The organism is Lysinibacillus sp. NPDC097287 (assembly GCF_044761695.1).
Lineage (GTDB): Bacteria > Bacillota > Bacilli > Bacillales_A > Planococcaceae > Lysinibacillus.
In genome coordinates this window covers 83,237-96,817 of the sequence record NZ_JBIWCX010000005.1, presented here as the reverse complement: position 1 = coordinate 96,817, position 13,581 = coordinate 83,237, and the positions used below count along the sequence as shown (strand labels likewise).

Annotated in this window: 13 protein-coding genes and 1 pseudogene; 11 read left to right on the top strand and 3 right to left on the bottom strand. The window is 36.6% G+C overall.

Annotated elements, in window-relative coordinates; all coding sequences use genetic code 11:
• Positions 1-35: 35 nt before the first annotated feature.
• Positions 36-1,154, top strand: coding sequence for a serine hydrolase (locus ACIQ2D_RS09460; RefSeq protein WP_402862894.1), 1,119 nt, complete (start codon positions 36-38; stop codon positions 1,152-1,154).
• Positions 1,155-1,261: 107 nt separating this feature from the next.
• On the opposite strand, the gene ACIQ2D_RS09455 is transcribed toward ACIQ2D_RS09460, so the two are convergent.
• The gene (locus ACIQ2D_RS09455) at positions 1,262-1,948 is read right to left on the bottom strand and encodes an ArsR/SmtB family transcription factor (RefSeq protein WP_402862891.1); all 687 of its coding nucleotides are present in this window, start codon (positions 1,946-1,948) and stop codon (positions 1,262-1,264) included.
• Positions 1,949-2,517: 569 nt separating this feature from the next.
• Between ACIQ2D_RS09455 and ACIQ2D_RS09450 the strand changes: the two are divergent.
• The 4 genes and pseudogenes from ACIQ2D_RS09450 to ACIQ2D_RS09435 all read left to right on the top strand — a co-directional run bounded on the left by ACIQ2D_RS09450 (position 2,518) and on the right by ACIQ2D_RS09435 (position 6,430).
• Positions 2,518-4,747, top strand: a pseudogene (locus ACIQ2D_RS09450) (ATP-binding cassette domain-containing protein).
• A 206-nt stretch (positions 4,748-4,953) separates the two neighbouring features.
• On the top strand, positions 4,954-5,271 hold the full coding sequence (locus tag ACIQ2D_RS09445) for a PadR family transcriptional regulator (RefSeq protein WP_402862888.1): 318 nt from the start codon (positions 4,954-4,956) through the stop codon (positions 5,269-5,271).
• On the top strand, positions 5,268-5,981 hold the full coding sequence (locus tag ACIQ2D_RS09440) for a DUF2812 domain-containing protein (RefSeq protein WP_402862885.1): 714 nt from the start codon (positions 5,268-5,270) through the stop codon (positions 5,979-5,981). The genes ACIQ2D_RS09445 and ACIQ2D_RS09440 overlap by 4 nt, the downstream gene beginning before the upstream one ends.
• A 164-nt stretch (positions 5,982-6,145) precedes the next feature.
• Positions 6,146-6,430, top strand: coding sequence for a DNA-binding protein (locus ACIQ2D_RS09435; protein ID WP_402862882.1), 285 nt, complete (start codon positions 6,146-6,148; stop codon positions 6,428-6,430).
• A 294-nt stretch (positions 6,431-6,724) separates the two neighbouring features.
• On the opposite strand, the gene ACIQ2D_RS09430 is transcribed toward ACIQ2D_RS09435, so the two are convergent.
• Positions 6,725-7,363: a nitrite reductase gene (locus ACIQ2D_RS09430; RefSeq protein ID WP_402862879.1), complete on the bottom strand. Its 639-nt coding sequence runs from the start codon at positions 7,361-7,363 to the stop codon at positions 6,725-6,727.
• A 130-nt stretch (positions 7,364-7,493) separates the two neighbouring features.
• Positions 7,494-7,715 (bottom strand): heavy-metal-associated domain-containing protein, encoded by a 222-nt coding sequence (locus ACIQ2D_RS09425; RefSeq protein ID WP_402862876.1) that lies wholly within the window; start codon positions 7,713-7,715, stop codon positions 7,494-7,496.
• A 443-nt stretch (positions 7,716-8,158) separates the two neighbouring features.
• Between ACIQ2D_RS09425 and ACIQ2D_RS09420 the strand changes: the two genes are divergently transcribed.
• The 6 genes from ACIQ2D_RS09420 to ACIQ2D_RS09395 all read left to right on the top strand — a co-directional run bounded on the left by ACIQ2D_RS09420 (position 8,159) and on the right by ACIQ2D_RS09395 (position 13,403).
• On the top strand, positions 8,159-9,112 hold the full coding sequence (locus ACIQ2D_RS09420; RefSeq protein WP_402862873.1) for a cation diffusion facilitator family transporter: 954 nt from the start codon (positions 8,159-8,161) through the stop codon (positions 9,110-9,112).
• Between the two features lie 149 nt (positions 9,113-9,261).
• Entirely contained in the window at positions 9,262-9,594 is a 333-nt protein-coding gene (locus ACIQ2D_RS09415; RefSeq protein WP_402862870.1) for a metal-sensitive transcriptional regulator, read from the top strand.
• A 225-nt stretch (positions 9,595-9,819) separates the two neighbouring features.
• A complete protein-coding gene (locus tag ACIQ2D_RS09410; RefSeq protein WP_402862867.1) occupies positions 9,820-10,137 on the top strand; it encodes an ArsR/SmtB family transcription factor in 318 nt (105 codons plus the stop codon).
• Between the two features lie 144 nt (positions 10,138-10,281).
• The gene (locus tag ACIQ2D_RS09405) at positions 10,282-10,611 is read left to right on the top strand and encodes a metal-sensing transcriptional repressor (protein ID WP_402862864.1); all 330 of its coding nucleotides are present in this window, start codon (positions 10,282-10,284) and stop codon (positions 10,609-10,611) included.
• 97 nt (positions 10,612-10,708) lie between these two features.
• Positions 10,709-10,915, top strand: a complete 207-nt coding sequence (gene copZ / locus ACIQ2D_RS09400; protein WP_402862862.1) for a copper chaperone CopZ — start codon at positions 10,709-10,711, stop codon at positions 10,913-10,915.
• Positions 10,916-10,991: 76 nt separating this feature from the next.
• Entirely contained in the window at positions 10,992-13,403 is a 2,412-nt protein-coding gene (locus ACIQ2D_RS09395; protein ID WP_402862859.1) for a heavy metal translocating P-type ATPase, read from the top strand.
• Positions 13,404-13,581 lie beyond the last annotated feature (178 nt).

Below are 13,581 nucleotides of genomic sequence, written 5' to 3'. Positions count from 1 at the left end.
CGTATATATATTAACAATAGAAAGGGGCAACCAATTTGAAAATTATATTCTTTATTATAGCAGGTATCTTATTTATTCTTGGTTTGATTATGGCTATTGGGTTTTGGATGTTTCAGAAGGAAACGAACAAGGAAGATCCTGACTATATTGTACAGTTTATAAAGAAAAATGCGGGAAATGATAATGTCTCGCTGTCAATAAACTATAATGGTCAAAAGTGGGTTGAGGTTAACGAAAAAAATCAACTACCTCTCGCGAGCACAGTTAAAATTATTGTGGCAATTGAATATGCTCAACAGGCAGCAGAAGGAAAAATTAATCCGGAACACGAAGTTAGCTTAGAGGAACTAAATACTTTTTATGTTCCCCCAGATGGTGCACATGACGCATGGATTTCTCAATTAAGCAAAGGCAAAGAGATAGAGAAAGTTCCTTTAAGTGAAGTAGCGAATGGAATGATTGCTTACAGCTCAAATGCTAATACAGATTACTTGATGAAAGTACTCGGAATTGAAAATATCAATCAAGTTCCAGAGAGTTTAGGTATTTCAAATCATCAACCTATTTATCCGATTGTAAGTGCGCTGTTCATACCTAATCAGCTTATGCAAGAGAAGAACTTAACAAAAAAAGAGACGCTAGAAGCTTTGAAAAGCATGGACTTATCAGAATATCGTTATAGAGCAATTGAAATTCACAAAAAGTGGCTCAGCCATCCACCAACGAATCAAGAAAAAGAGCAAACAAAAAAAATGATGGACATGGATTTCCAAAAAATTTGGTCCGATCGATTGCCTGGTTCTACTACAGAAGACTATGTATTAATTATGGACAAACTAAATAGCAAAGAATACTATAATGAAAATATACATAAATATCTGGATCCAGTAATGGAGCAGTTGATGAAAAATCCAGCTAATCGCGAATGGCTTGTTCATGCGGGGCAAAAGGGTGGATCGACTGCATTTATTGTGACAAATGCGATGTATGCCACAGATAAAGATGGCAATAAAACAGAGCTTGCATTTTTCTCAAATGATTTAAACTTACTAGAGCAAGCAAAACTAACTCGAAAATTGAACGGTTTTCAACTGAAGTTCCTGACAGATGCGGAATTTCGCACATATGTAAAAGAAGAATTGTCTAACCTATGAAAAGCTGTTGAATAGCTTGGATATGGTAAAGACTTAGCATTGAGAAGATGAAAAATAAATAGTAAGGTTAACCCCCGAGATAGTCTAGCTTCTCGGGGGTTTGACTGTTAGACATCGATATGAAAAACTTGTTTAAAGCCAACTTTTCCAACTTCAGTGATTTTAATAGCTCGTATAGAGGGTACTCTCGTAATCCAACCCAAATCCAAAAAGTGTGTAAGCAGACCATGTCCTAAAGCACCAGCTAGATGATGGCGACGTTCACTCCAATCTAAACAAACGTTAGAAAATGAGCGGCGCTTCTTTTTTAATGCTTTTAAATCAATACCGAAATCAGTAAAGAAATGTTCTCCTGAAGATGTCACGATAAACTCTTTTTCTACTTTTTTTAAATAACCAGATTCTAACATTGAATCAGTTAATGCGACCCCTAATTTTCCTGCTAAATGATCATAGCAGGTTCTAGCCTCTTGTAGTAACTTCATTTGACTAGATTGTTTTAAAGAACGTACTTCAGGAAGCGGGGAGATGGCTAAAAAGGATTCTATAAACTGTGCGATTTCTTCATTGGCTAGCTGAAAATAGCGATGACGTCCTTGTTTTTCGACGGTAACGAGTTTACCCTCTACTAATTTAGTAAGGTGAAAGCTAGCTGTTTGAGGTTTAATAGCTGCCATATAGGCTAGTTCGCTAGCAGTATGAAAACGTCCGTCCATCAAGCTTGCTAGAATGGTTGCCCGTGAGGTTTCGCTCAATAGAGAGGCTACTTCTGCCATATTAGGATTAATGCTCATGATATTCCACCTTTTTTGCATTCTATACTTCGATTATAGATGTAATGTTAATTGCTTACAATGACTGAAAATGAAAGGGAGGCATTAGGATGGATACATATTATGCAGTAATCTGTATGTCCCAAAGAATAGAAAAAGATGAAGCAGGCTATAAAAGAGTGTCGGTCGTAAGGGGGGGCCTGGATTTATTCGCTTGGAAGGAATGAGAAATCAATTAGGGGAAGGGATTACGGTTTATTATTGGGAAACATTAGAGGCTATTGAAGCACGGAAAGAGCATAGGGAGCATTAGACAGCACAACAAGAAGGCAAAGAAGCATGGTACAGCCAATACGTTGTGGAAATATGTAAAGTTATTCGGGCTTAATCGTTTTTGATATTGTAAAAGAGAGTGATAAAGTTATGAAGAGCATTTTCTTCTAAATTTATAAAGGGATAATGATTTTCTTTTAACATTTTGGGTCATTACCAAAATGTTGTTTGCAATTTTCAATTGGCTACTGATATGATTGGAATTCCCGAATCGGACAGGTCGATTCGTTTTAAAAGCTAGGAGAGAGAGGGTATCTATGAACCAACAATTTATCGAACTTATCAATGCAAGAGAGAACAATCTAAAAAATGTTAATCTACAAATTCCAAAGGGGAAAATTACAGTTTTTACAGGCGTATCTGGTTCAGGAAAGTCTTCCATTGTGTTTGACACAATTGCACAAGAAGCGGGACGTCAATTGAATGAAACATACAGTAACTTTATTAGAACATTTCTTCCTCGTTATAGTAGACCGGAAATTGATGAGATTCGAAATCTCTCGACAGCAGTTGTTGTGGATCAAAAACGATTAGGCGGTAATGCTCGCTCTACGTTAGGAACAATATCGGATATTCTTCCATTATTCAGATTGCTATTTTCACGATTCGCTACGCCACATATTGGTGCTGGCCATAAGTACTCATTTAATGATCCAAATGGTATGTGCCCTACGTGTGAGGGAATCGGAAAAGTTATCACATTAAATATCGATTCTGCTATTGATCGTCAAAAGTCATTAAAAGAAGGGGCAATTCTCTTACCAGGCTATGCACCAGATTCTTATCAATGGAAGACATACGGTGAATCTGGCTTCTTTGATATTGATAAAAAAATAAAAGATTATTCGCAAGAGGAACTGCAGAAGTTTTTATATGCGGAGCCTGAGAAAGTTAAGGTGCAATATGATGGTAGTGATATTAATGCAACCTATGAAGGTTTGGTCGTTCGATTCATGCGACAAGCGATCAATACAGAAAAAGAAGCCTCGAAAAGAAGTTTGAAAATAATAAAAGATTTCACTACTGCTTGTACATGTCAAGTTTGTGATGGCAAACGTTATAATGAAATCGTCCTTTCCTCTAAGCTTTATGGTTACTCGATTTATGATGTAACGGCAATGCAATTAACTGAGCTTATTAATGTCCTAAAAACATGGGAAGAACCAAAAGCTAAACCGATTATTGATAGTATTCTGGAGCGTTTAACGAATTTATGTGATATCGGCTTAGGCTATATGAGTTTAAACCGTGAAACATCCACACTATCAGGTGGGGAGTCACAACGTGTGAAAATGGTGAAATATTTATCAAGTGACTTAACTGGTCTCCTTTACATTTTTGACGAACCAAGTACAGGATTGCCTCGTGATGTTTATCGCCTAAATGACTTGCTTGTAAAAATTCGGGATAAGGGCAATACTGTCCTAGTTGTTGAGCATGATCCGGATGTCATTCAAATTGCAGATTATATCGTCGATGCAGGGCCACATGCTGGTTCCAAGGGCGGTCACATTATGTATAGTGGGGATTATCAAGGTTTATTACAAACCGATACATTGACTGCGAAATTTTTGAGTGAGCAATCACCAATCAATACGAATCCCCGACCTGTATCAGAGTTTCTTGAAAGTCAAAAAAGTAGCCTTCATAATTTAAAAGATGTTAGTCTTCGTGTGCCAAAAGGAGTGTTTACCGTAGTAACAGGTGTAGCTGGTTCAGGGAAAAGCACGCTTGTGAACCAAGTGTTTGCTAAGGATTTCCCAGAAGCGTTACGAATTGATCAAAACTCCCTACATGCAACGAGTCGATCAAATGCTGCGACATTCTTAGGAATTATGAACAGCATTCGAAAAGTGTTTGCTCAAGCAAACCAAGCGGATAGTAGCTTATTTAGTCATAATTCAACTGGGGCTTGCCCAACATGTAATGGAACAGGAACTGAACTTATCATTTATGGATAAAATGGAGACGGAATGTAGTGACTGCGAGGGCAATCGCTATCGTCAAGACGTTCTTGGCTACCTGTATAAAGGCAAAAATATTGTAGAAGTAATGGATATGACTGTGTTAGAAGCTTTAGACTTTTTTGAGGCGAGGGATATTCGAAGCAAATTGAAAAGTCTTGATACAGTTGGACTTTCCTATTTAACGATAGGTCAACCGTTATCAACATTGTCGGGTGGGGAATGCCAGCGATTAAAGCTAGCAAAGGAACTAAAAACAGACGGCAATATTTACATTCTCGATGAGCCGACAACAGGTCTTCATTTATCCGATATATCGAACATTATTCGTATTATTAACGAATTGGTTGAAAAGGGCAATACGGTAATTGTAATTGAACATAATGTAGATGTGATTCGTCAAAGTGACTGGATTATTGATATCGGACCACAGGGTGGTTCAGAAGGTGGACAAATCTTGTATGAAGGCCCACCCGCTGACATCAAACAATGTACACAGTCAATAACAGCGAAATATATTTAAATGAGATAGCGGGTAGGCGACTACCTGCTATCTCATTTTTGTTTTAAACTCTTATACCTTGGTGGTTTTTTTGATTAAAATGAAAAATATTTGGATGTATCAAATTATGATATAACTCTAGACAAGTGTATCACATCATGATATATTGTTTTTAGATATATGTATCATTTTATGATATATCTTAAAAAGATATAGAAGGTGATTGGTTGAAGAAAACTGAGCAATTAACAGATTCCATGTTCTATATTATGGCTGCTTTAACTAAACCAAGGCATGGTTACGCTATTATGAACTTAATTGAAGAAACAACAGAAGGTGTTATTACAATAGGTCCTGCTTCGATGTACACGATTATTAAAAAGTTATTAAATCAAGAGTGGATTTATTTGTATGATGGTTCGGATTCAAGACGTAAAACTTATCTGCTTACTGAAAAGGGCAAAGAAGTTTTAGAAGAAGATGTGAAGCTAAGAAAACTGATGATTCAATTAGCGGAAACAGGACTAAAGGAGGTTGAAGAATGAGACAAAGAAAGTATATTACGTCAGGTGGGTTAGCTTTTTCTGAGGAAAAGGACATGGAAAAATTACACCGATTTTCTTTGAAGGGGTGGCATGTCAGTGATTTTAAGTTAATGGGGTATACGCTTGAAAAAGGGGAATGCACAGATTATATCTATAGTGTAGATTATCGTTCAGTAAAAAAGGATGAAGAAGAGGAATACTTTGACTTTTTTGCATCTGCTGGATGGTCGCATATTACCTCACAAGGAGATATTCATTTATTTCGTGCAAAACCCGATACTAAACCGATTTATAGTGATCGTGACACATCGGTTGAAAAGTATGAGAATTTAATTAATTCCATGAAACGTCTAGCTATTCCGTTAGCTTTAATAACAGCACTCGCATGGATTGGAGCAATGATTAGCTCTGGTATCTTAAAATCATCACTTCAGGTAATAGCTAATATTTGTACTGTAATTGTTTTCCCAACAGCCTGTACTGTAATTGCAACATATAATAACAAATGGAAGGCAAAAGAGAAAAAAGGATTAGTTAATCTATTGAAAACTTTAACAATCCTCTTTTTAATAACTGTAATTGTTTTGTTGTATGTCGATGGCAGTACAGTTTATTCCTTAGCGTATATGACAATTGGAGCAATTGCATTTCCAACTGCTATTTGGGTCATCATGTCTCTTTATCATAAAATAGGGTGGAAGAGTGCTTAGCATTGGGGGGAGAATAAAGTTTTTAAACACTGGTATTGAGCAAAACAAGGTTGGATGATGAACTAATTAGTTAGAGGTACTAGAAAACATATTCTTAAACTTATACTAGCTAAAGTGTTTTGAAAGATCGGGCGTAAGAAAAAATTCGAAAACAGGAGAAGAGAATGGAGAATATATTTTGGATAGGTGTGGGATTAGCTGTTTTAGGATATTTTATAGCTGATGGTTTAAGAAATTTTGGTAACCCTAAAAAGGGCTCGAATTATTTTTATTTCTTAAAAGAAAATGAATTACATTACTATGTAAATCTTAGTGAAAAGGAAATTGAAGAATTATTACGTGAATATCCAGGTGCACCTAAGGTAGTATTGAATGGCAATACATACTATCCAACAAGACAGTTTCAAGATTGGCTACACTCTATAGAGCTGAATAAGAATAATAAGTAAATGAGCGGATATGTATAGCAGTTTCGATTCAAGAAATAACAAAACAAAAAGACAGAATTCATTCTACACATATTGTAGATTAATTCTGTCTTTTTGTTTTAACAGCAACGATTTTGACAAGCAGAAATAGGCATTAGTTCGATACGATTTTCAAGCGCTTAGATTCTACCTAATTCAAGGCAATGAAGAACAATAAATCAGATATTCTATATTTAAAATGCCTGGATCCTGTTTTATGTGCAATCATTTCCCATTATGCTCTTGTGCCACAACAACGGCCATTCTAAATGATTCTTAAACTTGTTCTGCCATCAATATCTGTTCTGTTAGCGTATCAAAACCGTAACGATTTACAAATTTAAAAAAGGATTCACGTTTTTTCCCATGCTCGGAATAAACCGCTACGATTTTGTCAATCAGGGTATAGAGTTCTTCGGGCTGTAGTTGGGCTTTCACTAGCTTGCCAACTCGTGCATCTGCTCCTTTAGGATAGCCGCTAATATACAGATCGTAACCATTTTTTACTTTTAACACACCAATATCATTTACAAGAGGTTCTCCGCATCCGATAGGGCAACCTGCGTAAGCAGGGCGAAGTGTGAAGGGGACAGGCTTACCAGCGATTCGACGGTTGATTTCTTTTGCGACTGGCATTCCTTCTTGTTCTTCTCCTTTGCAGAAGTTACAGTGACGTAGACTTTTAACGTAATTACCAACAGGGTATACAGATAGTCCAACTTCATTAAACTTTTTCGTGATAAACTCGACATCATTTTCAGCGACTTCTATATAAAGTTGTTGAAACGTCGTCAGTTCCAATTCTTGATCACCTAAATATTCGGCGAGTAATACCAACTGTTTGGCATTAAGCTTTGAACCAAAGCCAATCCCTCCATTAACAGCTAATTTGATTTTTTTTTCTGTTTCAGACATAACAACATTACCTTTCTATTGAAAAAGCACTTTCGGAAGCTTGTAGGAGCCGAAATTTATATTTGTCGAAAGTGCTTTTTCAGTTTGAATAATAAATTGACTAGCTATACATATTTCTATTCTATAGTGACTATTTGCTTGTCGTATCGACTACTGCATAACCGTGTTGCTCAATAGCTTTAATCATTTGATCGGTTGTTGCTTGGCTATCATCATATTCCACTGTCACAAGACCTTCTGCTACATTGACATCCACTGTTATAATACCTTCAATTTTGTACACGCTTTTGCCAACTGTGTTTACACAACTACCACATGACATTCCTTGTACGTTAAATATAATTTTTTGCATATACTTAAAACTCCTTTTGTTTTTATTTAAATACTTATAGGGGGTATATGGCAAAGAAAAAAATTTCACTTACACCAAATAAAGGTGAACATAATTGCAGACACTGTACATAAGGGTAGAACGTGTATATAAAAAGTGATCGAATCACCTAATTAATGGTTGTTCCATTTGTGTAAGTGAATTATGTGCATCTGTTCCCTATAGCCATTATATTACTATACCCTTGTAAGGTATGTAAATAGTAAAAATTATTTTTTTTAAGATTCCTTAATTATAAGGGGTTTCTTTCATATTAAATGTTTTATTTATTGAGAAAACCAATATACCCCCGTAAATTATAGGTATTGACAATAAATAAAAATGGATATACGATTCGTATATGAACATATAATCATATAGTGATTGTGTGTTAAATTTATTAATAAATAGTTGGAGGGATTATTATGTCGGGTCATCATGATCATAATCATGCACATGGTGCGAATAAAAAAGTATTACTGATATCTTTTATCATTATTACTAGTTATATGCTTGTAGAAGCAGTGGGGGGGTATTTGACGAACAGTTTAGCTCTTCTTTCGGATGCGGGGCATATGTTAAGTGATGCTATTTCACTTGGAATCGCATTACTAGCCTTTACGCTTGGAGAAAAGGTAGCTAATTATGGTAAAACATATGGCTATAAAAGATTTGAAATTTTAGCGGCTGTCTTAAATGGTGTAACACTTATACTCATTGCTCTTTTCATTTTCTATGAAGCAATTGAACGCTTTGCGAATCCACCAGAAGTTGCAACTTCAGGGATGTTAATCATTAGTATTATTGGGTTAGGGGTAAATATACTTGTAGCTTGGATTATGATGCGAGGCGGAGACACAGAAGAAAATTTAAATATGCGCGGGGCATATCTTCATGTTATTAGTGATATGCTAGGCTCAGTTGGTGCCATTATTGCAGCCTTACTGATTATGTTCTTTGGATGGGGCTGGGCAGATCCATTGGCAAGTGTCATTGTAGCTGCACTTGTTTTACGTAGTGGTTACTATGTAACTAAAGCTGCGCTACACGTATTGATGGAGGGCACACCTCAAAATGTTAATGCTGAAGATATAGTGAAAACGATTAAACAGACAAAAGGAATTAAAGGTCTGCATGATCTTCATATTTGGTCGATTACTAGTGGGTTAAATGCGCTTTCTTGCCATGCAGTTGTGGATGATCAAATGACAATTGCAGAGAGTGAAAAACTACTACGTAAAATCGAACATGATTTACAACATCAAAATATCCAACATGTAACGATTCAACTTGAAACAATGGCTCATAAACATGATAATTCAATTTTATGTACGGCTAAAGCAGAAGCTCAAGATGCACATGCACACCATCATCATTAACTGAGTAACTAAATAGTTAGAATGATCTTTACCACCTTCGATTTTTAAGTCGGAGGTGTTTTTGTATTTTGGATAGCGTAGAGTCTGTTACTATTTTATCTACTATATTTGTGTATAATAATGATAATAGCAATTTAGGAGGCTCTATTTTGGAAAAGAATATAGAAGAATTGAATCAGTCGACAGAAGAAACTGGCCCGTGTCGTAAAAGTCATCACCCAGAACGCGTGAAGAAAAATCTAACTGTTCGTTTAAATCGAATTGAAGGCCAAATTCGTGGCATCAAAGGGATGGTAGAGAAAGATGTGTATTGCGATGATATTATTACACAAATTTCAGCTACACAGTCTGCATTGAATAGTGTAGCGAAAATTTTACTGGAAGGTCACTTAAAAGGCTGCGTGGTCGATCGTTTAGCTGAAGGCGACGAAGAAGTGCTAGACGAATTACTTGTAACAGTTCAAAAGTTAATGAAGAAATAATGCATATGAGTGTGAGCCGTCTAGCCATTCAATAAGCAATATAAAACTTATTCGTACAATTAATACAGGTGGAGAAAACGGTAAAGTTTTTCCACCTGTGCTTTTTATTGTCCGCATATAAAAGGTAGTTAACTTTGACTATCTATGGTAAAGTTTTTATGTTAATTATTACATGAACATATTCTCATATTAAGAGTTCGTTAATAACTGGAGGCGTCGTATATAATGGAAGAAGAAGTACAAACTAACACACATGAATTAGATGAAGAAACGTTATTTGTTGTATCGCAGACATTCAAAGCGTTAAGTGATCCAACACGTATCCGTATATTAAATTTATTATGCTGCGAGGAACATTCAGTAAATGAGATTACAGAGACACTAAATCTAGGACAATCTACGGTATCTCATCAATTACGCTTTCTAAAAAATTTACGTTTAGTTAAATTCCGCCGTGAAGGCACGACTTTATTTTACTCAACTGATGATAACCATGTGATGAATTTATTGCATCAAGCAATTGACCACGCTAAACATCAATAGAATGAAGTCATATGTAAACGTATAAAAGGCTGTTATATCAAGTAAGGTAATGAAGGACTAAAAAAACTTTGTGAAAAAAGTTTTTTCACTTTACATACCCTGCTTAGGTATAGTATTATAAAAGCAAGGTTAGGAGGCGAGTAGTTGGAAAACAAATTAGAAGTTGTTACTTGTCATGCTGAAGAAGCATCTTGTCGTAAAAGTCATCACTCGGAAAAAGTCAAAAAAGATTTATCGAATCGTTTAAACCGTATCGAAGGTCAAATTCGAGGCATTAAGGGCATGATTGAAAAAGATGTATATTGTGATGATGTTATCACGCAATTATCTGCTACTCAGTCTGCATTAAATAGTGTAGCGAAGATTTTACTTGAAGGTCACTTAAAGGGGTGCGTAGTCGATCGTTTATCAGAAGGTGACGAAGAAGTGTTAGACGAGTTGCTCGTGACGATTCAGAAATTGATGAAAAAGTAAGTGAGTTATCTTATATAGCACGGAGTTTTTTTAGATTCTATATACCCCGGTGTTGTATAAATTAATCTATAATAATAAAATTAAGGGAGAGAATTATATGCAAAATGTAACATTAAATGTAGAAGGAATGTCTTGTGGACATTGTGTCAAATCAGTTGAAGGTAGCGTTGGTGCACTAGCTGGCGTTGACCAAGTAAAAGTAAACCTAGAAGAAGGTTTAGTGGAAGTTGCTTTTGATGAAGCACAAGTATCACTTGAACAAATTAAAGAAACAATTGATGATCAAGGCTACGATGTAAAATAATAGGAGTGCTCTCGTAGCACTCTCCTATTTTCAAAAATATATACCCCTATAAGGTATAAAAGAGGTGGAAAGCAACATGAGTTCAGAACTAAAAGAAGCAAATCTGCAAATTACTGGCATGACATGTGCAGCGTGTGCGACACGTATTGAAAAGGGCTTAAATAAAATGGAGGGTGTCGAAACTGCAAATGTCAATTTAGCACTAGAGAAATCCTCAATTAAATATGATCCTTCAAAATTGAGTGAAACTGATTTTGAGAAAAAAATCGAAGCACTTGGCTATGGTGTCGTGAAACAAAAAGCGGAGTTCAATATTACTGGGATGACGTGTGCAGCATGTGCGACACGTATTGAAAAAGGGTTAAATAAAATGGAGGGTGTTGCCACAGCGAACGTAAACTTAGCGCTCGAAAAAGCAACGATTGAATTTAACCCTTCGGAAGTAGCCATTGCAGACATCATTGCGAAGGTTGAAAAATTAGGGTACGGTGCACATCAAAAGCAAAATGACAAAGAAACCGTCGACCATCGTGAGCAAGCAATTAAAAAACAACAAAATAACTTTATTTTATCTGCAATTCTTTCATTACCATTATTATGGACGATGGTAGGGCATTTCTCGTTTACATCGTTCTTATACGTACCAGATTTTTTAATGAATCCGTGGATACAAATGGTCTTGGCAACACCCGTGCAATTTATTATTGGTAAGCAATTCTACGTAGGTGCCTATAAAGCGCTTCGTAATGGTAGTGCCAATATGGATGTTTTAGTTGTGATGGGGACGTCCGCAGCATACTTTTACAGTGTCTATCAAGCCATCATAACGGTTGGTACACATCATGGACCGCATCTTTATTTTGAAACAAGTGCAGTACTGATTACATTGATTTTACTAGGTAAATTATTTGAAGCCAAAGCAAAAGGTCGTTCATCTGATGCGATTAAAAAATTAATGGGCCTTCAAGCTAAAACAGCAATTGTTGTACGAGATGGCGTAGAAAAAGAGATTCCATTAGAAGAAGTAGTCATTGGTGACACGATTTTAGTAAAACCAGGTGAAAAAATCCCAGTAGATGGTGAAGTATTAGAAGGTACAACAGCTGTCGATGAATCGATGTTAACGGGTGAAAGTTTACCGGTTGATAAAGTATCTGGTGACGTTTTATATGGTTCAACGATTAATAAAAATGGCTTTATCAAAATGACAGCAACGAAAGTAGGGCGTGATACAGCCTTAGCTCAAATTATTAAAGTAGTTGAAGATGCGCAGGGCTCCAAAGCGCCAATCCAGCGATTAGCGGACCAAATTTCAGGTGTGTTCGTGCCAATCGTTGTTGGGATCGCCGTAATTACGTTCCTTGTATGGGTTTTATGGATCACTCCTGGGGATTTTACAAAAGCACTCGAAGTGTTTATAGCAGTATTAGTTATTGCTTGTCCATGTGCGTTAGGTCTTGCTACGCCAACATCCATTATGGCAGGTTCTGGTCGAGCAGCTGAATTTGGCATTCTATTTAAAGGCGGCGAGCACTTAGAACAAACACGCAGCATCGATACTGTAGTCGTTGATAAAACAGGGACTGTTACACATGGTAAACCAGTATTAACGGACGTTGTCGTAGTTAATGGGGAAGAAGAAAAATTCTTATCGCTGATTGGTGCAGCAGAGAAACAATCAGAGCATCCATTGGCAGAAGCTATTGTGGCAGGCATAGTGGATCGTGGCATCGAACTTGGCGAAGTTCAATTTTTTGAAGCGATTCCAGGGTATGGCGTACAGGCGACTGTTTCTGGTCAAGGAGTTGTCATTGGAACACGTAAATTAATGGCACAATACAACATTGATATTACACATGTATTACCGACTATGGAAGAACTAGAACGTAACGGGAAAACTGCGATGCTTGCGGCGATTAATGGCCAATATGCAGGTTTAGTAGCTGTTGCCGATACGATTAAAGAAACATCAAAAGAAGCTATTCGTCGTCTGCAAGACATGGGGATTACAGTCATTATGATGACTGGTGATAACGAACGTACAGCGCAATCAATTGGAAAAGAAGTTGGTGTAGATGCTGTTATTGCAGAAGTATTACCAGAGGGCAAAGCAGAAGAAGTGAAAAAACTGCAAGCTCAAGGTAAAAAAGTAGCGATGGTTGGTGATGGTATTAATGACGCGCCTGCACTAGCGACAGCCAACATCGGTATGGCGATTGGTACAGGGACAGACGTGGCGATGGAGGCCGCTGATATTACGCTAATTCGTGGTGATCTCAACAGTATTGCTGATGCGATTTTAATGAGTCGTAAAACGATGCGTAATATTAAACAAAACCTATTTTGGGCATTTGCATATAACGTAATGGGAATTCCAATTGCAGCTGCAGGATTATTAGCACCATGGGTAGCGGGTGCTGCAATGGCATTCAGTTCAGTATCTGTTGTGTTAAATGCTCTTCGTTTACAACGTGTGAAACTAAAATAATAATAAAAATAACTAACAAAAATAACTAACAAAAAACTCTTAGTCAAGCTGTGCCAAAATAATACTTTTTGGTACAGCATTTTTTTTTGCAGATTCTTCATTGGTTACAAGTTTTATTCCTATAAACGAACCTAGAATTGGAACCACTTAGACGATAAGAATTGAAAAGTACTCCCAA

Excerpts from the sequence above, each read along its gene's own strand:
- ACIQ2D_RS09435 (WP_402862882.1), top strand. The coding sequence starts at position 6,146 with ATGGAGAATATATTTTGGATAGGTGTGGGATTAGCTGTTTTAGGATAT.
- ACIQ2D_RS09410 (WP_402862867.1), top strand. The coding sequence starts at position 9,820 with ATGGAAGAAGAAGTACAAACTAACACACATGAATTAGATGAAGAAACG.
- ACIQ2D_RS09430 (WP_402862879.1), bottom strand. The coding sequence starts at position 7,363 with ATGTCTGAAACAGAAAAAAAAATCAAATTAGCTGTTAATGGAGGGATT.
- ACIQ2D_RS09395 (WP_402862859.1), top strand. The coding sequence starts at position 10,992 with ATGAGTTCAGAACTAAAAGAAGCAAATCTGCAAATTACTGGCATGACA.
- ACIQ2D_RS09440 (WP_402862885.1), top strand. The coding sequence starts at position 5,268 with ATGAGACAAAGAAAGTATATTACGTCAGGTGGGTTAGCTTTTTCTGAG.
- ACIQ2D_RS09420 (WP_402862873.1), top strand. The coding sequence starts at position 8,159 with ATGTCGGGTCATCATGATCATAATCATGCACATGGTGCGAATAAAAAA.
- copZ (WP_402862862.1), top strand. The coding sequence starts at position 10,709 with ATGCAAAATGTAACATTAAATGTAGAAGGAATGTCTTGTGGACATTGT.
- ACIQ2D_RS09455 (WP_402862891.1), bottom strand. The coding sequence starts at position 1,948 with ATGAGCATTAATCCTAATATGGCAGAAGTAGCCTCTCTATTGAGCGAA.
- ACIQ2D_RS09425 (WP_402862876.1), bottom strand. The coding sequence starts at position 7,715 with ATGCAAAAAATTATATTTAACGTACAAGGAATGTCATGTGGTAGTTGT.